We start from the raw sequence: 18319 nt of genomic DNA on the forward strand, positions 1-18319 counted from the left end.
CGCCTCATGCGCCGGGGGCCGGCACCCGGCCGAAGTTCGGGGCGGCCGTGTCCTGCCCCGCCTCCACGATCCCGCGCCGGATCGCGCGGGTCTTGGAGAAGTAGTCGTGCAGGTGCTGGCCGTCGCCCATGCGGATGGCGCGCTGGAGCACGAACAGCTCCTCGGTGAAGCGTCCCAGGATGTCGAGCGTCGCATCCCTGTTGGTCAGGAACACGTCCCGCCACATGGTCGGATCCGACGCCGCGATGCGGGTGAAGTCCCGGAAGCCCGAGGCGGAGTACTTGATGACCTCGCTGTTGCTCACCTGCTCCAGATGGTCGGCGACGCCGACCATCGTATAGGCGATCAGGTGCGGCGTGTGGGACACGACCGCGAGGACGAGGTCATGGTGATCGGGGTCCATCTCGTCCACGTTGGCGCCCATCCCGCGCCAAAGCTGCGCGAGCCGCTCTACCGCCTGCCGGTCCGCCCCGTCGGGGACAAGGATGCACCAGCGATTGTCGAACAGCGTGGCGAACCCCGAACGTGGGCCGGAGTACTCTGTCCCGGCCAGGGGATGCCCAGGGATGAAGTGGACGCCATCGGGCACATGAGGGCCGACAGCCCCGATCACCGCGCGCTTGACCGAGCCCACGTCGGTCAGCGTGGCCCCTGGCCGCAGCACAGGGGCGATCTCCTCGGCCAGGGCCCCCATCGCACCAACGGGCACGGCCAGCACGACAAGGTCCGCCCCGTCCGCCGCCTCGCGGGCGCTGTCCACGACCCGGTTGCAAAGCCCGATCCCGCGCGCAACGTCGCGCGTCTCGGCCGTCCGGGCATAGCCCACGATCTCGCGGGCCAGTTGCCCACGCCGCATGGCATGGGCCATGGACGAGGCGATCAGCCCCAGGCCGATCAGCGCGACGCGTTCGTAGATCACCGCAGGCCCTTGAACTGACCGATGGCGTGGGCCACGCGGCGGCACGATGCCTCGTCCCCCACGGTGATCCGCAGGCAGTGGGGCAGCTTGTAGCCCGCAACCCGACGCACGATGATCCCCGCCCCGCGCAGATGCTCGTCGCAGGAGTCCGCCTCGGCGGCGTCGGAGAACCGGGCCAGGATGAAGTTGGCGGTGGACACGTCGGAGGGTACGCCCATCTCTGCCAAGGCACGCGCCAGCCAGTCGCGCCAGCGGGCGTTCTCGCTGCGGCAGCGAGCAACCCAAGCGCGGTCGCGAACGGCAGCCTCGGCGGCCATCAGGGCGGCCGTGGACAGGTTGAAGGGGCCGCGGACGCGGTTCAGCACGTCGATGATCGCCTGCGGACCATAGCCCCACCCCACGCGCAGGCCGCCAAGCCCGTAGATCTTGGAGAAGGTCCGCGTCATCACGACGTTGTCCTGTTCGGCAATGAGCGCGGCCCCGGCGTCGTAGCCTTCGACATACTCGGCATAGGCACCATCCAGCACCAGGATCGCCTGCGGAGGGAGACCCTCGGCCAGACGCCGCAGCTCGGACGTGCCCACCATGGTCCCGGTCGGGTTGTTGGGGTTGGCCAGGAACACGAGGCGGGTCCGCTCGTTGCAGGCGGTCAGGATCGCGTCGATGTCGGTGGTCCGCTCCCGCTCCGGCACCTCGACCGGGGTGGCCCCGACCGCGAGGGTCGAGATGCGGTACATGGAGAAGCCGTGCTCCGTGTGGATCACCTCGTCTCCGGGGCCGGCATAGGCCTGGCACAGGAAGGTGATGATCTCGTCCGAGCCCACGCCGCAGATGATCCGCCGCGGATCGAGGCCCCATACCTCGCCGATGGCCTGCCGGAGGCTGGCGTGGTCGGTGGAGGGGTAGCGGTGCAGGTCGCGCACGGCGCGCTGGAACGCCTCGCGCGCCGGTTCGGGCGCGCCGAAGGGGTTCTCGTTGGAGGACAGCTTGAGGACATTGGCCCGGCCCTCCAGATGCGACACGCCCGCCTCGTAAAGGGCGATGTCCATGATGCCGGGCTGGGGGACGATCCTGGTCACGTCGGGGGCCTCCTGTCGGGCGCCCTTCTAGCGAGGCGTGACCAGGGATGCCACCGTCATTTCACGGCCCTGGCCACCAGCGCCGACAGCCGTTCGGGACCGTATTCCGGCGGCAGGACATGGGCCGCGCCGTTCTTCACGACGGCCAGGGTCGGAAAGCTGCGAAGCCCGATGCGCCGCCCCTGTTCCCAGACGGCCTCCCAAAGCTGCGGGTCGTGGATGTCCGGCAGGTCCGGCGGCAACCCGATCGCGGCAAGCAGAGGGGCATAGGTGTCGGCCCTGTTGAGATCGCGGCCCTCGCCGTGGTGGGCGTCAAGCACGCTGTGGGCGAACTCCACCGCCCGATCGGGTTTCATACCCGCCGCATGGGCGATGGCCACCGAAGGGGGGCCGCTGTTCGCATCCACCCCCGGCGTCTCGATGAGACGGAAAAAGGCCTCTGACGGCTCACGGCCCGTGACCGTCCTGAGATGCCCCGAGGCCTCTCGGATGAAGCTTTCCATCTCCGCATAGGGGCCGACGCGCTCGTCGGATATCAGGCCGGCCATGACCAGGCGGATGGGAAGGTCCGGGTGATCCGCCGCCACACGGCGCATCGCGGGCACGAGGCCGTAGCACCAACCACACAGCGGGTCGAAGCCGTAGATCAGTTCGGCCATGGTCCAGTCCCCCGAAGAACGTGTTGGGCCCGCGCCCTGCTCCTCGCAGATGGCGGCGCGTGATCCGTCCCGCAAGGGCCCAGGGCGGCGGGCCGGCACCGGTCCTTTTCGCCACCCTGTAAGAGCGCGCCCCGCGACCTAGGTGATAGGCGCTGGGGCAACAACTCGGCCGGGCGTCCCAACACGCCGTCCCGGCCCACAGCGCTCCTATGGCGCACCGGAGGAATTGAATGCCGACGAACTTCTCCTTTTCGGACAACTCGCTGGCCGAGCCGACCTATCTGAGCCGCGGGCTCTTTACGACTGGACCGGGCGGGGGCGTGGATGACCGCACCTCCTTTTCCGCGGCGGCGTTGAACCAGTCCATCGAGTCCCCTGGCGACGTGGACATCTTTGCCGTGACGCTGGTGGCCGGGCAGCGCTACACCTTTGACGTGGACGACGGAGCGGGCGACTCGAGCGACATCGACCTCGAACTCGATCTGATCAACAACGAGGGGTTGCGTGTCGCGTCCAGCGACGACTCCTCGGGAAGCGACGATCCGCGCTTGGTCGTCACGGTAAACACGACGGGCGTCTATTACGTGGCCGTTCATGAGGACGAGAACGACTACGTCAACGGCGGCTACCGGTTCGTCAATCGGGACGACGACACCGGCGACTACACGCTCAACGTGTCCACCCCCAGCCTTCCCCGCCTGACCGCCCTGACCGATGGCGCCAACAGCAGGAGCTATGGGGATACCGCACAGCGCGTGCTCGCGCTTGGCGGAAACGACATCCTCAACATGAACGGGGGCAATGACATCGCCTTGGGCGGTGCGGGCAATGACATCCTGCGGGGCGGCATCGGCAGCGACGAACTGGTTGGCGGCGATGGCACGGACCGGCTAGAAGGCCAGAGCGGCTCCGATGCGCTGGTTGGCGGCAGCGCACGGGACTTCCTGTATGGCGGCAGCAGCGGCGACGACCTGCTTGGCGGCACGGGCGGCGACCTCCTCCTGGGCGAGACCGGCAACGACGACATCGACGGCAACTCGGGCAACGACCAGCTTTACGGCGGCGACGGGGCCGACTTCGTGCGCGGCGGGACCGGGGTCGATGTGCTTTATGGCGGCGCAGGGGCGGATACCTTCCACTTCCTGGCCAACGAAGCCCCGGCCAGCAGCCGCTCGATCGAGGACCGGATCGAGGACTTCCAGGAGCAGGACACCATCGACCTGAGCGACCTGCTGCTGGGTGAGTTGTCGTTCGGTGGCACGGGCCGCAACTCGGTCCGCGTCGTGGAACTGACCAATGGGTACTACGACGTCCGGGTGAACCTCGATTTCGACTCCGCGAGCGAGTTCGAGATCCTGGTCGACTCGATCGGCAACTTCCGCCCCAGCCGGGACGACTTCATCCTCTGATCCTGCCAGAGCGGGCGTCCGGATCTGTCCGGGCGCCCGGTCCTACCCTGTCCGGGACGGGCCCATGGACGACACTCTTCTCCGGCAGGCGATCCGGGATCGCCGCGTGATCGAGTTCCGATACCACGGCGAACATCGGACCGTCGAACCCTACCGGCTGGGCCTGGATGGCGGGCGGCTGCGGCTCATGGGCTGGCAGGCCCGCAAGGGCTGGCGCAGCTTCTACGCGCACGAGATGCTGGACCTCGAACTGACCGAGCGCACATTCCTCGACCCGCGCGAGGGCTACACGCGCGGCGATCCCCGCATGGACCGCATCTTGGCCGAGGTCTAGGTCGCCAGCACGTTCAGGAAGGCCCAGGGCTCCTTGTCGTCATGCTCCTCGGGGAACAGGTCCCACCGGGTCGCGAGCGGGGTCCAGTCGGTGTAATGCGCTTCGACCGGCCCCAAGTAGGGGCGCTGGATCTCCAGGCACCGGGCGTGGTCCATCTCGTCGGTTTCGACGATTCCGGCCTCTGGGTTCTCCAACGCCCAGACCATGCCTGCGATGATGGCCGAGGACACCTGCAGCCCCGTCGCGTTCTGCAGGGGTGCCAGCCGCCTCGCTTCGTCGTTGGACAGGCGCGAGCCGTACCAGAGCGCGTTCTTCTCGTGGCCGAACAGGAGAACCCCCAGCTCGTCCCCGCCTTCGGTGATCTCGTCGGCGGTGAGGATCTCGAGCCGATCCTGCTTGCGGCCTCCGCCGAACAGCTCGTGCAGGGACAGGATGGCCTCGTCGCAGGGGTGGTAGGCGTAGTGGCAGGTCGGGCGGAACGTAGGGGAGGCGGCGTCGCCGACCGTGTAGTAGTCGCTGATCGAGATGGCTTCGTTGTGGGTCACGAGGAAGCCGAACTGCGGCCCCGGCGTCGGGCACCAGCTATGGACTCGGGTGATCGCGCCGGGCCGCTCCAGCCAGATCGCGGAGCGGCAGCCCGTCTCGAAGCGATGGCCGTTCTCGGGGAACCAGGGCTCGAAGGTGCCCCAGCCCAGTTCGGCCGGCTGGAACCCTTCGGCGATGAAGCCCTCGACGGACCAGGTGTTGACGAACGTTCCGCGCGGCTTGGGACGGGCGCGGGCCTGGGTGTCCCGCTCGGCGATGTGGAGACCCTTGACCCCCAGTGACTGCATGAGCCGCGCCCAGCCCTCGCGGGTGGTCGGCGCCGTGACCGCGCGGCCGGTGTCGGCGGCAAGCCGCAGCAGCGCATCCTTGACGAACCAGGACACCATGCCGGGGTTGGCGCCGCAGCAGCTGACCGCCGTGGTGCCGCCGGGGTTGCGCGCCGCCTCGTCCCGCACGGCCTGGCGCAGCGCGTAATTGGTGCGCGCGGCGTTGTCCTCGGTCTCGAAGTAGAAGCCGGACCACGGCTCCACCACCGTATCGATGTACAGGACGCCGATCTCGCGGCAGAACTTCATGACGTCGAGAGAGGACACGTCCACAGACACGTTCACGCAGAAGCCGGGCCCGCCCGCGAACAGATCGCCCAGCACCTCCCGGTAGTTGTCGCGGGTCAGCCCAAGGCTGAGATGCCGGATGCGGTGCTGCTTGAGCCAGATGGCCATGTCCGGATCGGGATCGATCACGGTGAGCCGGCTGGCGTCGTAGTCGAAGTGCCGCTCGATCAAGGGCAGGACGCCCATGCCGATGGAGCCGAAGCCGATGATGACCACGGCGCCGTCGATGCGGCCGTGGACGGGATAGCTGGGCGTCGTGCGCCCGCGAGGAGCCGTTTGAACCATGATGCCGCCCCTATGCCTTGGGACGAGGGGTTCGGCAATGCAAAGACCCGCCGCGAGGGATCGCGACGGGTCTGAAGCCTTGGCCAGAAAGGCTGGTGTCAGCCGTTCTTGGCGTAGAACTCGACCACGAGGTTCGGCTGCATGATGACCGGATAAGGCACATCGGACAGGCCGGGCTGGCGCACGAAGGTGGCGGTCAGCTTGTTGTGGTCCACTTCCAGGTAGTCGGGCACGTCACGCTCGGTCAGGGCGATGGCTTCCTGGATCAGGCCCATCTGCTTGGACTTGGCGCGGACCTCGATGACGTCGCCTTCCTTCACGCGGTAGGAGGGGATGTTCACCGACTTGCCGTTCACGAGGACGTGGGCGTGGTTCACGAACTGCCGGGCAGCCCAGATGGTCGGCACGAACTTGGCGCGGTACACCACGGCGTCGAGGCGACGCTCGAGGAAGCCCACGAGGTTCTCGCCGGTGTCACCGGTGACGCGGGCGGCGTCGGTGTAGATGCGCTTGAACTGCTTCTCGGTCAGGTCGCCGTAGTAGCCCTTGAGCTTCTGCTTGGCGCGCAGCTGGGTGCCGAAGTCCGACAGCTTGTTCTTGCGACGCTGGCCGTGCTGGCCGGGGCCGTATTCACGCTTGTTGACCGGCGACTTGGCGCGTCCGAAGACGTTCTCGCCCATGCGGCGGTCGAGCTTGTATTTGGCAGCGGTGCGTTTGGTCACCCCTGATCTCCTTCGATGGGCCCATGGCGGGCAGGTTGAAGGGCGTTGTCCTTTCCCCGAAGGGCGACAGGCATCCCCTTGCGGGGGCCGCCAACACCAGGCGCGCCTCATGACCTCTCGGAGAGGGGTTGTCAACCCTGGCGGCAGGGCCAAGAGTGGCGCCATGCACAAACAGTTCCTGGCCATCCGCTGGGGCCGGAAATACGGGCCCGAGTACCTCAACCGCCTCTACGGCATGGTCGCGCGCCATACCACGCCGCCCTTCGACTTCTGGTGCCTGACAGACGACCCGGTTGGCACCAGGCCCGAGGTGAAGTGCCTCCCCCTGCCCGATCTCGGCTGCGAGCCACCCAAGAACACCCTGGGCAAATGGGGCAAGTCGCGGCTCTGGCGTCCCGACTTGGGCGGCCCCACGGGCCCCGTGCTGTTCCTGGACCTCGACGTGGTGGTGACCGGCTCCATGGACGGCTTCTTCGAGGTAGGCTCGCCCGACGACGTCATCCTGGCGCGCAGTCCCACAAATCCCTTCGAGAAGCTGGGCCAGACGTCGATCTACCGTTATCCGGTGGGCAAGCTCGCCCCCTTGCGCGAGATGTTCCTCGCGGACCCCCAGGGCATCGCGGACCGTTACCGCTTCGAGCAGCGCTTCGTCAGCCGCCATGCACCGGGCGGCATCAGCTTCTGGCCCAAGGGCTGGGTTGCGCACTACAAGCGGCATTGCATCCCGACATTTCCGATGAACTACATCCGGACGCCGCATCTGCCCAAGGAGACCCGCGTGGTCATCTTTCCCGGCCCCCTCAACCCCCCTGACGCCATCGCCGGGCGCTACCGGGACACCGTGCCGGAGCGCCCTCCGCTCGATCATATCGCGGCCGGGTTCAGGGGTGAGCGGCGCGAAGGGCTGCTCAGCCATTTGCGCCACTATACGCTGCCGGCGCCCTGGGTTGCGGAGCACTGGCGCGAATGACGGCCGGACCTGATCCAGCCGCCGCAACGCGTCCGCGCGTCCTTCATGTCTTGGCAGCGTTGGGAACGGGCGGGCTGCTGTCGCTCATGGTGCTGTGCAACTCCACCATCACGGCCCATGCGAACGCGCTCTGGGGGTCTCTGGTCCCGCATGCGACCGGCACCCTGGCCGCGGCCCTGGCTTTGGCGCTGCTGGTCCGCCGATCCCATGGCGAACGGACCGGCAGCGCTCCCGCTTGGGCCTATCTCGGCGGGCTTCTGGGGGCGCTGACGGTGATGCTGTCCTCGGTCGCGGCAAACACGGCGCTGGCGCTGTCGGGAACGCTGGCGCTGGGGCTTCTTGGTCAGGCGGGGTTCGGGCTCGCGGCGGACCGATGGGGACTGCTGGGGCTACCACGGCGCCGGGCGACAGGTCGGGACCTTCTGGCGCTGGGCCTGATCCTGGGGGGCAGCGCCATCCTGATCTTTGGGGCGCCCGCGTGATCGCACCCGTCGCCATGTCAATCCTGGCCGGCGTCCTGATCGGCCTGAGCCGTCAGGTCAACGGGCGGCTGTCGCTGACCAAGGGGGCCTTGGGGGCTTCGTTCTGGAACCACCTCGTCGGTGCGATTGCCCTTGCGCTTGCGGCCTTGGCGGCATGGGGTGTGTCGAATGGACCCCTGGTGCCGCCCGGCCTGTCAGAGGCACCCCTGCCCGCCTGGGCCGGCGGGCCGCTGGGCGTGCTGTTCGTCGCGGCGGGAAGCTGGCTCGTGGCCCGGATCGGCGCGGCGAACACGGCGCTCCTGGTGATCGCTGGACAGATGGTCTCGGGGGCGCTGCTGGACACCCTGCGCGAGGCCGAGGGCGCGCCGATCCGTGCCCTCGGCGTGGCCATCATCCTGGCAGGGGTGGCGATCCCGCGCGGGTCAAAGGGGTAGGACCTCCACCCCTTCGGGACCCGTTCGTGGTCCGTCGATGCCTTGGGCACGCAGGCGGCGCCAGAACCCCAGGCCATCGGACAGCGTCGGGTCGGCCCGGGTCTCGGGCAGGCAGTACAACTCCACCACGTCGTCGCCCCAGGCCAGGAAGGCCACATCGACACGACCCTCGGGCTGGTCCAGCGTTACTGCCGCCCGTTCCTCCAGCCCCAGGCCCAGGAAGAAGGCCCGCATGGGACCAAGCTCCGTGCAGGAGATACCGATGTGGTCGTGGCCCCAGGGTGCGGGGACGGCAGGGGACCGCTTGGCGATCAGCTCGAACTTCGCGCCCTCGGGGCCGTCCAGGAACACGTAGTCCACGCCGTTCTCCCAGAACTCGGCGATGGAGAGCGGCCCTGTGGGCGTGGCTGCTGACAGGTGCCCCCCACGCGCCAGGCAATCCTGCAGGGCCGAGCCGAGGTCCGGCACCGACAGGGCCAGATGGTCGATGCGCCCGTGCCGTCCATCCGGCTGGCCCCGCGACAGGAGCACGGTCTGGGTGCCCAGAACCATCCGGTCCCCCTGCCGCTCGAAGCCGAAGACCTGCTGCAACTGGGCCGCGCCAGCTTCCGGGTCGGACAGCACGAGTTCGGGGATCAGGGCGCGCGTCATGGGGGCATCCTTGGACAGGGAGTGACGCCTCCTAGCCAGCCCGGTCACGGATGGCGAGTCTTCCAACGCACAGAAGGGCGCGGCCTGATCGGCCACGCCCCCGGACCCCTGCGCAAGCGCGAGGGGTCAGTCGTTCTCGACGCCGCCCTTGCGCTCGTTGCCGGCCATGGAGTCGTCCAGGAACTCGCGCGTGTCTTCATAAGTGCGGGAGATGCTGTCGGTCTGGTTCAGCTCCTCCGCCTCCAACTCCTCGTTGACGCCGATCTCGGCGCCCGAGGACAGCACGTCCTCGCCCGGCGTGGCGATCAGCTGCTCCTCGAGCGACAGGTTGTCGTCGGGCATGGCCCTGTGCTCGGGCAGGAAGGGCATGTTGTTGGGGTCGCGGATGGATCCGTCCTCCATCACGTCCTCGGCCATGTCGTCGATGGCCATGTCGCCCAAGACTTCCTCCTCCTCGGACAGTTCCGAGTCGAAGGTAGGATCGTCGCCCTGATCGATGGTGGGCGAGGCATCCCCGCCTTCCCAGCCCTGCATCACGCCCCCCAGCACGGCGCCGCCCACGCCCGCATCCTCGGAGGTGGCGTCGCGCAGGTCGCGCTCGTCGTTTTCCAGATCCTGGAGATGGGCCACGCGCTCCCGGTTCCAGGCGGCCTTGTCCTCGTGGCCGTGGCCGATGATCGACAGGTCCGTGGGCTCGTCCTCGATCGGGACGGGGCCTTCCTCGGGCGCGGTCATCTGGATGCCGTGCCCTCCATTGAGGTTCGGGTCGGTGTCGCGGTTCCCGCCCAGGGCGTCCCCGCCCGGCGGAACCAGGACATCCTGCAAGGCATCCGGGTTGGCACCCAGCGTCTCAGCCTCCGTGTCGTCCGAGGTGCGGTAGCCGTCCTCGTCCGCCTCTTCGGCATCCTCGGCGTCATCGTCGTTGTCGAGGTCGTTGTCGGCATCACGATAACCGTCGTCGTCCTCGGTCTCGATCTCCGGGTCCACGTCGTCCCGGTCCTCGGACGGATAGCCCGCGCCTTCGATCCGCGTGTCCTGCTGGCCAGTGGTCTGGACCTGCGGGGCCGGCTCCCCCTCGGGGCGGCGACGGCTGAAGGCGGCGTTGATGGCGCGGCCCGCCCCTGCCGTGGAGCCGACAGGGCGGGTGTCCATGGACACGGCGCGCTCGGTGACGGCGTCGTCCCGATCGGGTGGGTTCGGTTGGTCAGCCACGGTAGCGCTCCTTCGGATGCAGTGCCTTGGGGGCGGCATGCCTGTCCCGGCCCCTTGCCTGCTCAATGCCCGAGGCGCGCGGGGGTTCCTGTCAGCCGCAGCGCGAGAAGCCGCAGGTCGCGCAGCTCAGGCAGCCCTCCTGCACGCGGACCTCGTAGCTCCCGCAGGAGGGGCAGGCCATGCCGGGCGGGGCTGCGACCGCGTCCTGGGCCGGGGTCTCCTCCCAACCGGCATCGTCGAACTTGCCGGTCCGCACCACGGGCGTGGCGGTGCCCTGCGGCTCGACCAGGGACGCCGCGCTGTCCAGAAAGCCGGTGTGCTTGAGGTGCTTCTCGATCTCGATGCCGATGGCGGCCAGGATCGAGGGCACGTACTTGCCCCCCATCCAGGCCCCGCCGCGCGGGTCGAACACGGCCTTGAGCTCATCGACCACGAAGGCCACCTCGCCGCCGCGCCGGAACACGGCCGAGATCATGCGCGTCAGCGCCACCGTCCAGGCGTAGTGCTCCATGTTCTTGGAGTTGATGAAGACCTCGAAGGGCCGCCGCCGCCCGTCCACGACGATGTCGTTGACGGTGATGTACATGGCGTGCTCGGACCCCGGCCAGCGCAGCTTGTAGGTGGCGCCCTCAAGCTCCTCGGGGCGCTCCATTGGCGGGTCCTCGGCCTTCGGCTCGGGCTTCGGAGCCTCGGCGACCGACAGCACGGACCCGGTGACCGCGTTCGGGCGGTAGGTGGTGCAGCCCTTGCATCCCCCGTCCCAGGCGGCCTGATAGACGTCGCGGAACTCCTCGAAGGGGATGTCGGCGGGCACGTTGATGGTCTTGGAGATGGAGGAGTCCACCCATTCCTGCGCCGCGGCCTGCATCCGCACGTGATCCATCGGGGTCAGGTCCTGCGCCGTGACCACGTGGTCAGGCAGCGGCGCGGCGCCCCTAAGCCTGCGCCAGAGCGCGACGGCATGATCGACGACCTCCTCCTCCCGCCGGCTCCCGTCCGGCATCAGCACCTTGCGGGTGTACGCGGTGGCGAAGACCGGCTCGATCCCCGAGGACACGTTGCCCGCATAAAGCGAGATGGTCCCCGTGGGCGCGATGGAGGTGAGGAGCGCGTTGCGGATGCCATGCGCCCGCACAGCCTCGCGGACGTCCTTGTCCATGCGCGACATGGTGCCGGAGGCCAGGTACTTCTCCGCATCAAAGAGCGGGAACGGCCCCTTCTCCTTGGCGAGGTCAACCGAGGCCAGATAGGCCGCCCGCGCGACCTGCCGCATGGTGGCGCGGGTCCAGTCCGCCGCCTCCTCGGAGCCGTAGCGCAGCCCTACCATCATCAGCGCGTCCGCGAGCCCCGTCACCCCGAGTCCGATGCGCCGCTTGGTCCGGGCCTCCTCGGCCTGCTGGGGCAAGGGAAAGCGCGACAGGTCCACGACGTCGTCCATCATGCGAACGGCCACGGCCACGAGATCTCGCAGGTCCCCTTCGTCCAGTTGCGCGCCCGGCCCGAACGGGTCCCGCACCAGCCGCGACAGGTTCACGGAGCCGAGGAGGCAAGCCCCATAAGGAGGCAAGGGCTGCTCCCCGCAGGGATTCGTGGCCGCGATGGTTTCGGCGTAGCGCAGGTTGTTCTCCCGGTTGATCCGGTCGATGAAGATCACCCCCGGCTCCGCAAAGTCGTAGGTCGACCGCATGATCCGGTCCCACAGGTCCCGCGCCCGGATGGTCCTGTAGACCCTGCCGCCGAACACGAGATCCCAGTCGCCGTCGGACCTGACCGCTTCCATGAAGGGGTCCGTGACCAGCACGCTCACGTTGAACATCCGCAGCCGCGCCGGGTCCTGCTTGGCGGTGACGAAGTCCTCGATGTCGGGATGATCGCAGCGCAGGACCGCCATCATCGCGCCACGCCGCGATCCCGCCGACATGATCGTCCGGCACATCGCGTCCCAGACATCCATGAACGACAGCGGGCCCGAGGCGTCCGCGCCCACGCCCTTCACCTCGGCTCCCCTGGGCCGCAGGGTCGAGAAGTCGTAACCGATCCCGCCCCCCGCCTGCATCGTCAGCGCCGCCTCTTTGAGGGCGTCGAAGATGCCGGCCATGGAGTCCTGGATCGTGCCCATGACGAAGCAGTTGAACAGGGTGACGGACCGCCCGGTCCCCGCCCCGGCGACGATCCGGCCGGCCGGCAGGAAGCGGAAGCCATCGAGCGCGGCTTGGAACCGCGGCTCCCACACCTCCGGTTGCGCCTCGACCGAGGCCAGCGCCCGCGCCACCCGGCGCCAGGTGTCCTCGACCGTGACGTCCAAAGGCGTCCCGTCCGGCCCCTTGAGGCGGTACTTCATGTCCCAGATCGATTCCGAGATCGGCGCGAGGAAGCGCGAGCCGATGGGGTTCTGGTCGTTGGCCATCAGGGTCTCCACTCAGCCGAAAGCCCGATCCTGGGGCCACATGGGGGATGGGTCAACAAGATGTGGGGTCGCGACCCTTGCGGGCAAGCGGCCCGACCTTATGCTGCCGCGGCTGGAACGGAGGCGGGATTGGCGGAACTGCACTTGATGAAGCTGTCGGTCGGCACGGAGGACGTGGCCGACCTCGCCGCATGGCAGTCCGGGCGGGGCCGAGGGCCCGACGGCCTGCCCCGCCACGTCACGCGCATGTGGCCCAAGCGCGAGGCGGAGCTTCTCGACGGCGGCTCGATCTTTTGGACGATCAAGGGCGTGATCCTCTGCCGCCAGCGCCTCCTTCGGCTGGAGGAGGTCGTGGGATCGGACGGCATCCCCCGCTGCGCGCTGATCCTCGACCCCCAACTGGTGCGCGTCACGCCGACGCCCCGCCGCCCCTTCCAGGGTTGGCGCTACCTGCCCCATGCCGAGGCCCCTCGGGACCTTGGCGAGTGGGATGAGGCCGAGGACGAGTTGCCCCCCAAGCTGTCGATGGCCCTGGCGGAGTTCGGTGTGGTCTGGGGCCCAGCGCCCAAGCGGTCGGCGTCCTAACCGCTGATCCAGCGGACCCAGGCCTGCGGTCCTTTCGGATCGAGCGCATAGAGGCTCGGGCGCTCCGACAGGTAGGATCGCCAGTTCGCAGCGCCGATGCTGGCCAGCGTGACCTTGTGAACCGAGCCCATGCGCGCGCCCAGCATCATCATGGCCATGGCGTCACCCTGGCCTTCGGCACGGATCAGATCCCGAATCTTGGCATCGATGGTGGGCAGAGGCTTGGAGGAAACGACCGTGCCAACCACCTCGGCCTGTGCGGGCATCGCAAGCGCGACGAACTCCGTACAGGCCGCCCGCCATGTGGCCGGCGCTTTCGTCGTCCCGATCCCCAGGATGGGCAAGCCCCGCTCACGCAGCCAGTGCGCCAGATGCGTGAAGTCCCTGTCGTTCGACGCGACGGCAAAGGCCCCAATCCCGCCCTGGCAAGCCAGTTCCACCGCCTCGATGCAAAGCAGCAGATCCGTCCCATTCTTGGCCCCGCCCACACGGATGGCGCGGAAGCCCGCCACCCCCTCCCAAGCGCGAAACCCGGCCTCGGCGGCATAGACACGGCGCAGATCTACGCGCCCGAGTTGGGTGGCTGTTCCCAGGATCGCCCCGGCCAGCACCGGTGGAAGGTTGTCCCCATCCACTAAAAGAGCGACTCGCCGAACCGACCCTGGGAATGACACGGCCACTCGTTCCTCGTGCTGTATCAGCACAGGACTCCAGCCCGAATGCGGCATGGTAAAGGCGCGTTTACGTCCACGGGCCCGCTTGGGACACAAACCCCGTCAGCAGCCTGCCATTGTTGACGGATCGTCGCTCCCGGTCTGCGGGGCGATCATTTCGGTGGCAGGCGCAACTGCTCCCGCAGCCGGAGCAGAGTCTTCTGCTCCGTGTCGTTCCAAAGCGCGAGGCGGCTCAAGAACAGGGTGGCCTGACTCTGGTGGATGACGCCGTCGGCCAGAACCTTGAGGCCGTTTGCCCGCAGCGTCTCGCCCGTGGAGGTGATGTCCGAGATGGCCTCGGCCGTTTCGCCCCGGACCACGCCTTCGGTCGCGCCCTGACTGTCCACCAGCAAGTAGTCCGCGACTCCGTGCTGACGCAGGAAGTCGCGCGTGAGCCGGTGGTACTTGGTGGCGATCCGCAGCCGGTGGCCGTGGTTCCGGCGAAAGGTAGCGCAGGCGGCGTCGAGGTCGTCGAGTGTTTCCACGTCCACCCAGAAGCGCGGCACCGCGATTACCACATCGGCCGCACCGAAGCCCATGGGCGCCAGTTCCTCGACGCGGTCCTCCCATCGAGCGACCTTCTCGCGCACCAGATCCGAGCCCGTCACGCCCAAATGGATGCGCCCCGCCTCCAGTTCGCGGGGGATCTCTCCGGCAGACAGCAGGACGGGCTCCAACCCGTCCCAGTCCGACTGCGCGGCATATTCCCGGTCGCTTCCGCTGCGACCTAGCGTGACCCCTCGTGCGGCGAACCAGCCGAAGGCATCTTCCATCAGTCGTCCTTTGGACGGCAGGCCCAGCCGCAGCGTCATGCTCCACCCCGCAACTGCGCCACGAGCTCGGGCCGGATTACCCCACCCACCGCCGGGACCACGCGCCCCTGCCCCAGCACCCGCGTCAGCGCGTCATAGCGCCCGCCCGTAGCGACAGGAGGAAGCTCGGGCCGGGCGGCCGCAAAAAGGCCGAACACGAAGCCGTCGTAATACTCCAGTGTCGTGCGGCCGAAGCTGCCCTCGAACGTGACGTCAGCAAGGTCGATGCCACGCCGCTCCAGGGCCTCCACCCGACGCTCCAGCCGATAGATCGCGGGTCCGATCCCGGGGGCGTCCTGTTCGAGGGTTCTCAGCGTGTCCAAGGCCGAGGGCACCGGCGCGGCGAGCGACAGGAGAGCATCGATGAGAGCGAGTTCCTCGCCCGGCAGCGGCGGCGCCAGCGCCTCGTCGCGAAGCTGCTGGAGTCGGGCCTCGATCTCGGCCCGCGTCCGAACCCCGATCTCGGGACCGGCGTCCGCCAGGGGATCGGCCAAGGCCAACAGGGCTGCGCGCTCCTCGGACACGGGGATGCGACCGGCGAACCGGTCGAGCAGCGCCCTGAACCGCCGCGGCCGCCAGACATGCCGCCGCAGCGCGGCCTTGCGCATGGGCGTGGTAGAAAGCCCGTCCACCGCCGCGAGGATGAGGCCGATGTCCCCCATGGCCGCGCGCAGATGCAGGTCGGACAGGGCAGAGGCCAAGGACACGAAGACCTCGGCATCGGCATCGGCCGGATCACGCCCCCCGAACAGCTCGAAGCCCACCTGGAGGAACTCGCTGGGCCGCAGGGGATCGTCCGCCTCCTGCCGCCGGAACACCTCGCCCGCATAGGCGTAGCGGGCGGGGTCGAGCCCCGCCTCCATGTGCATCCGCACGACCGGCACCGTGAAGTCGGGCCGCAGCATCATCTCGCCCCGCAGCGGGTCCTGCGTGACGAAGGCCCGGGCCCGGATATCCTCGCCGTAAAGGTCGAGAAGCTCCTCGGCGGGTTGGAGGATGGCGGCCTCCACCTCCTCCGCGCCCAGGGCACGGAGGTGAGCAAGGAGGCGCTGCGCCTCGGCCTTGGCGGCCGACTTCTGGGCGGGAAGGGTCACTTGGCGAGCAGGGCCTTGAGGTGGGCGACCAGGTCCGTCCGCGCGATCTCCTGCTGCGCGGGACGGTCCTTCCATTCCTCGAGGCTCGCGGTCTGGGCGGCCTGCGCCCCGGCGATCAGGTCCTTGACCTGTACGACCCCCCTCGCCTTTTCGTCGCTGCCTTCGATGATCGCAAAGGGCGCGCGGCGGCGGTCGGCGTATTTCATCTGCGCGCCGAACTGCTTGGGGTTACCCAGATAGGCCTCGGCCCGGATGCCCGCCTGACGAAGCTCGGCCACGATGGCAAAGGTGTCGGCCATGCGATCGCGGTCCATGACGGTGACGACCACCGGCCCCGGTTCCTCGGCCTGCGTCCGCCCCTTGGCCCGCAGCGCGGCGAGCAGCCGGTCCACGCCGATGGAGACGCCCGTCGCGGGGACCGCCTCGCCGGTGAAGCGCTTCACGAGGTCGTCGTAGCGCCCGCCTCCCGCGACCGAGCCGAACTGGCGCGGCTTGCCGTCCTCGCCCAGGATCTCGAAGGTGAGCTCGGCCTCGAAGACCGGGCCGGTGTAATAGCCAAGACCCCGGACGGTCGCGGGATCGAGCAGGATGCGGTCCGCGCCGTAACCACCGGCATCGAGGAGCTCAGCCATCTGCGAGAGTTCCGATACCCCTGCCGCGCCGATCTGCGTCTGCCCGCACAGGGCCGTCAGGTTGCGGAGGGTGTCGGGCCCGGTCGCGCCACGGGCCTCGATGAAGCCCAGGACGACCTGCACCTGATCCTCGGAGAGCTTCGCGCCCTTGGTGTAGTCGCCGCTCTCGTCCTTTCGGCCTTCGCCCAGCAGCGCCTTCACGCCTTGGGGGCCCAGCCGGTCGAGCTTGTCGATGGCGCGCAGCACGATGCCCCGTTCGTGGGCAAAGCGGTCGGGGTCGGCGGGATCGAGGACGCCCGCAGCCTCCATGACGCCGTTCAGGACCTTGCGGTTGTTGATCTTCACCAGGTAATCGCCCCGCGCGATGCCCAGCGTTTCCATCGCGTCGCAAAGCATCCCGCAGATCTCGGCATCCGCCGCGACGGTCGGGGTGCCGACGGTGTCGGCATCGCATTGGTAGAACTGACGGAAGCGGCCCGGTCCCGGCTTCTCGTTGCGCCAGACGGGGCCCATGGCATAGCGGCGATAGGGCGTGGGCAGGCTGGCGCGATGCTGGGCATAGACGCGGGCCAGCGGCGCGGTCAGGTCGTAGCGGAGCGCGAGCCAGTCGCGATCCTCCTCCTGCCAGGCGAAGACCCCTTCGTTCGGGCGGTCTACGTCGGGCAGGAACTTGCCCAGCGCCTCGACCGTCTCGACCGCGCTCGTTTCCAGCGCCTCGAAGCCGTAATGGCGATAGACCTCGGCGATCCGCGACAGCATCGCGGTGCGTTCGGTCACCTCGGCGCCGAAGGTGTCGCGAAAGCCCTTGGGCGTCTCGGCCTTGGGGCGGCGGGTCTTGGGTTCCTTGGGCACGCGGGCTCCTCCGGGCTGCCGGGCCGCTTTAGCGTGGCCGATGGGCGGGGGCAACGGCGGGGCTGGACAGGGCGTAGCCGCTCGGGCTTGGTGCGGCCATGGACCTGACCCCCCTGGAAGAACGCATCGCCCACCTCACCCGCGCCATGGACGATCTGTCCGAGGTCGTCGCCCGGCAGGAGCGCGAGATCGCCCTTCTCACGCGCCGGGTGCAGATGCTCATGGAACGGGAAGGCGAGCGCGAGGCTCAGGGGATGCGCGACGTCCCCATCGACCGGCCGCCCCACTGGTAGGGCTGAACCCGACAGTTAGCCCCCGTCCACTGCCACGAGATCGCCGTCATGGAGCAGCAGGTCGGTGTGTCCCTCCGCTCCGAAGACCGGATAGACCGACACGAACACCGTGTCCTGCGCCAGTTGGGCCAGCCGGGTGCCGCAGGGCTGCCCCGGGCCCGCGCCGCAGACCTGCGACTTGATCCGCTCATAGGCCGCGTCAGTCGGCGAGTAGGCGACGGCCGATGCGCCATAGCGCGTGGTCTCGTGGGTGGCGAGGTCGCCGAACATGACCAGGGCCCCTGTCACGGGCCGGGCACAGCCATCCGCGAATCCTGTGATGTAGTGCGTCCGCGGGGCGACGGTGTTCGGTGCGGTGTCGTGCACCACGTAGCCTGCCGCTGTGTCAATCGCCGGCCCAAGCTGGGCTTCGGACAGGCCGCAGGCGGAGGGGACCGCGGTCGTGGCCTCCGCGAAGGCTGCGGTCACGCCCGGTGCTGGGGCCAATCCCGCCTCGCAGGCCGGAAGGGCCAGAAGGGCCAGGGCAGCCAGTCCGACGGCGCGGGTCATGGGGGAGTCTCCTTGGGCGATGCGATGCCCGAAGGGTGTAGGACGCCCCCGGCGGATGTCGAAGAC

General features: G+C 68.8%; 20 protein-coding genes. 7 read left to right on the plus strand and 13 right to left on the minus strand.

Annotated elements, in window-relative coordinates; translation table 11 throughout:
• Window positions 1-4: 4 nt before the first annotated feature.
• From FHG66_RS22215 to FHG66_RS09360, 3 genes are all read right to left on the minus strand, one after another.
• Window positions 5-919, minus strand: coding sequence for a prephenate/arogenate dehydrogenase family protein (locus tag FHG66_RS22215; protein WP_281282913.1), 915 nt, complete (start codon window positions 917-919; stop codon window positions 5-7).
• Window positions 916-1968: a histidinol-phosphate transaminase gene (gene hisC, locus FHG66_RS22220; protein ID WP_246082537.1), complete on the minus strand. Its 1053-nt coding sequence runs from the start codon at window positions 1966-1968 to the stop codon at window positions 916-918. The genes FHG66_RS22215 and hisC overlap by 4 nt, the downstream gene beginning before the upstream one ends.
• A gap of 86 nt (window positions 1969-2054) precedes the next feature.
• Window positions 2055-2657: a hypothetical protein gene (locus FHG66_RS09360; RefSeq protein ID WP_139076478.1), complete on the minus strand. Its 603-nt coding sequence runs from the start codon at window positions 2655-2657 to the stop codon at window positions 2055-2057.
• Window positions 2658-2887: 230 nt separating this feature from the next.
• On the opposite strand from FHG66_RS09360, the gene FHG66_RS09365 reads away from it, so the two are divergent.
• Both FHG66_RS09365 and FHG66_RS09370 read left to right on the plus strand, forming a co-directional pair.
• Window positions 2888-4066 (plus strand): calcium-binding protein, encoded by a 1179-nt coding sequence (locus FHG66_RS09365; RefSeq protein WP_139076479.1) that lies wholly within the window; start codon window positions 2888-2890, stop codon window positions 4064-4066.
• Between the two features lie 64 nt (window positions 4067-4130).
• Complete coding sequence (locus FHG66_RS09370; protein ID WP_139076480.1) at window positions 4131-4400, plus strand: WYL domain-containing protein; 270 nt, start codon at window positions 4131-4133, stop codon at window positions 4398-4400.
• Here FHG66_RS09370 and FHG66_RS09375 read toward each other — a convergent pair.
• Both FHG66_RS09375 and rpsD read right to left on the minus strand, forming a co-directional pair.
• The gene (locus FHG66_RS09375) at window positions 4397-5845 is read right to left on the minus strand and encodes a homospermidine synthase (RefSeq protein WP_139076481.1); all 1449 of its coding nucleotides are present in this window, start codon (window positions 5843-5845) and stop codon (window positions 4397-4399) included. The genes FHG66_RS09370 and FHG66_RS09375 overlap by 4 nt on opposite strands.
• A 98-nt stretch (window positions 5846-5943) precedes the next feature.
• Entirely contained in the window at window positions 5944-6567 is a 624-nt protein-coding gene (gene rpsD, locus FHG66_RS09380) for a 30S ribosomal protein S4 (RefSeq protein ID WP_139076482.1), read from the minus strand.
• 163 nt (window positions 6568-6730) lie between these two features.
• Here rpsD and FHG66_RS09385 point away from each other — a divergent pair, with 163 nt between their 5' ends.
• From FHG66_RS09385 to FHG66_RS09395, 3 genes are read left to right on the plus strand one after another with little or no spacing between them, the layout of a single operon-like run.
• The gene (locus tag FHG66_RS09385) at window positions 6731-7537 is read left to right on the plus strand and encodes a glycosyl transferase (protein WP_176556180.1); all 807 of its coding nucleotides are present in this window, start codon (window positions 6731-6733) and stop codon (window positions 7535-7537) included.
• The gene (locus FHG66_RS09390) at window positions 7534-8019 is read left to right on the plus strand and encodes a DMT family transporter (RefSeq protein ID WP_139076484.1); all 486 of its coding nucleotides are present in this window, start codon (window positions 7534-7536) and stop codon (window positions 8017-8019) included. Before FHG66_RS09385 ends, FHG66_RS09390 begins: the two co-directional genes overlap by 4 nt.
• On the plus strand, window positions 8016-8453 hold the full coding sequence (locus FHG66_RS09395) for a DMT family transporter (protein ID WP_139076485.1): 438 nt from the start codon (window positions 8016-8018) through the stop codon (window positions 8451-8453). The genes FHG66_RS09390 and FHG66_RS09395 overlap by 4 nt, the downstream gene beginning before the upstream one ends.
• Here the strand turns inward: FHG66_RS09395 and FHG66_RS09400 are convergent.
• The 3 genes from FHG66_RS09400 to FHG66_RS09410 all read right to left on the minus strand — a co-directional run bounded on the left by FHG66_RS09400 (window position 8442) and on the right by FHG66_RS09410 (window position 12723).
• The gene (locus tag FHG66_RS09400) at window positions 8442-9104 is read right to left on the minus strand and encodes a VOC family protein (RefSeq protein WP_139076486.1); all 663 of its coding nucleotides are present in this window, start codon (window positions 9102-9104) and stop codon (window positions 8442-8444) included. The genes FHG66_RS09395 and FHG66_RS09400 overlap by 12 nt on opposite strands.
• Before the next feature lie 126 nt (window positions 9105-9230).
• Complete coding sequence (locus FHG66_RS09405) at window positions 9231-10316, minus strand: hypothetical protein (RefSeq protein WP_139076487.1); 1086 nt, start codon at window positions 10314-10316, stop codon at window positions 9231-9233.
• Window positions 10317-10407: 91 nt separating this feature from the next.
• Complete coding sequence (locus tag FHG66_RS09410) at window positions 10408-12723, minus strand: adenosylcobalamin-dependent ribonucleoside-diphosphate reductase (protein ID WP_139076488.1); 2316 nt, start codon at window positions 12721-12723, stop codon at window positions 10408-10410.
• A 147-nt stretch (window positions 12724-12870) separates the two neighbouring features.
• Between FHG66_RS09410 and FHG66_RS09415 the strand changes: the two genes are divergently transcribed.
• Window positions 12871-13308: a DUF1489 family protein gene (locus FHG66_RS09415; protein ID WP_246082538.1), complete on the plus strand. Its 438-nt coding sequence runs from the start codon at window positions 12871-12873 to the stop codon at window positions 13306-13308.
• Here FHG66_RS09415 and FHG66_RS09420 read toward each other — a convergent pair.
• The 4 genes from FHG66_RS09420 to hisS all read right to left on the minus strand — a co-directional run bounded on the left by FHG66_RS09420 (window position 13305) and on the right by hisS (window position 17411).
• Window positions 13305-13988, minus strand: coding sequence for an NYN domain-containing protein (locus FHG66_RS09420; RefSeq protein WP_176556181.1), 684 nt, complete (start codon window positions 13986-13988; stop codon window positions 13305-13307). The two genes, FHG66_RS09415 and FHG66_RS09420, sit on opposite strands and share 4 nt — an antisense overlap.
• A 146-nt stretch (window positions 13989-14134) precedes the next feature.
• Window positions 14135-14833: an ATP phosphoribosyltransferase gene (gene hisG, locus FHG66_RS09425; protein WP_139076491.1), complete on the minus strand. Its 699-nt coding sequence runs from the start codon at window positions 14831-14833 to the stop codon at window positions 14135-14137.
• Entirely contained in the window at window positions 14830-15927 is a 1098-nt protein-coding gene (locus FHG66_RS09430; protein WP_246082532.1) for an ATP phosphoribosyltransferase regulatory subunit, read from the minus strand. Before FHG66_RS09430 ends, hisG begins: the two co-directional genes overlap by 4 nt.
• Window positions 15924-17411: a histidine--tRNA ligase gene (hisS, locus tag FHG66_RS09435; RefSeq protein ID WP_139076493.1), complete on the minus strand. Its 1488-nt coding sequence runs from the start codon at window positions 17409-17411 to the stop codon at window positions 15924-15926. The genes FHG66_RS09430 and hisS overlap by 4 nt, the downstream gene beginning before the upstream one ends.
• Before the next feature lie 104 nt (window positions 17412-17515).
• Between hisS and FHG66_RS09440 the strand changes: the two genes are divergently transcribed.
• On the plus strand, window positions 17516-17704 hold the full coding sequence (locus FHG66_RS09440; RefSeq protein WP_139076544.1) for a SlyX family protein: 189 nt from the start codon (window positions 17516-17518) through the stop codon (window positions 17702-17704).
• 15 nt (window positions 17705-17719) lie between these two features.
• Here the strand turns inward: FHG66_RS09440 and FHG66_RS09445 are convergent, their stop codons facing one another.
• A complete protein-coding gene (locus FHG66_RS09445; protein ID WP_139076494.1) occupies window positions 17720-18253 on the minus strand; it encodes a hypothetical protein in 534 nt (177 codons plus the stop codon).
• Window positions 18254-18319 lie beyond the last annotated feature (66 nt).

It is taken from the genome of Rubellimicrobium rubrum, from assembly GCF_006152115.1.
GTDB classification, from domain to species: Bacteria; Pseudomonadota; Alphaproteobacteria; order Rhodobacterales; family Rhodobacteraceae; genus Rubellimicrobium; species Rubellimicrobium rubrum.

Bases quoted from the DNA above. Each gene is read 5' to 3' on its own strand.
- FHG66_RS09375 (WP_139076481.1), bottom strand. From the start codon at position 5,845: ATGGTTCAAACGGCTCCTCGCGGGCGCACGACGCCCAGCTATCCCGTC.
- FHG66_RS09385 (WP_176556180.1), top strand. From the start codon at position 6,731: ATGCACAAACAGTTCCTGGCCATCCGCTGGGGCCGGAAATACGGGCCC.
- FHG66_RS09445 (WP_139076494.1), bottom strand. From the start codon at position 18,253: ATGACCCGCGCCGTCGGACTGGCTGCCCTGGCCCTTCTGGCCCTTCCG.
- FHG66_RS09390 (WP_139076484.1), top strand. From the start codon at position 7,534: ATGACGGCCGGACCTGATCCAGCCGCCGCAACGCGTCCGCGCGTCCTT.
- FHG66_RS09415 (WP_246082538.1), top strand. From the start codon at position 12,871: ATGAAGCTGTCGGTCGGCACGGAGGACGTGGCCGACCTCGCCGCATGG.
- FHG66_RS09370 (WP_139076480.1), top strand. From the start codon at position 4,131: ATGGACGACACTCTTCTCCGGCAGGCGATCCGGGATCGCCGCGTGATC.
- FHG66_RS09365 (WP_139076479.1), top strand. From the start codon at position 2,888: ATGCCGACGAACTTCTCCTTTTCGGACAACTCGCTGGCCGAGCCGACC.
- hisG (WP_139076491.1), bottom strand. From the start codon at position 14,833: ATGACGCTGCGGCTGGGCCTGCCGTCCAAAGGACGACTGATGGAAGAT.
- FHG66_RS09400 (WP_139076486.1), bottom strand. From the start codon at position 9,104: ATGACGCGCGCCCTGATCCCCGAACTCGTGCTGTCCGACCCGGAAGCT.
- FHG66_RS09410 (WP_139076488.1), bottom strand. From the start codon at position 12,723: ATGGCCAACGACCAGAACCCCATCGGCTCGCGCTTCCTCGCGCCGATC.
- FHG66_RS09360 (WP_139076478.1), bottom strand. From the start codon at position 2,657: ATGGCCGAACTGATCTACGGCTTCGACCCGCTGTGTGGTTGGTGCTAC.
- hisC (WP_246082537.1), bottom strand. From the start codon at position 1,968: ATGGACATCGCCCTTTACGAGGCGGGCGTGTCGCATCTGGAGGGCCGG.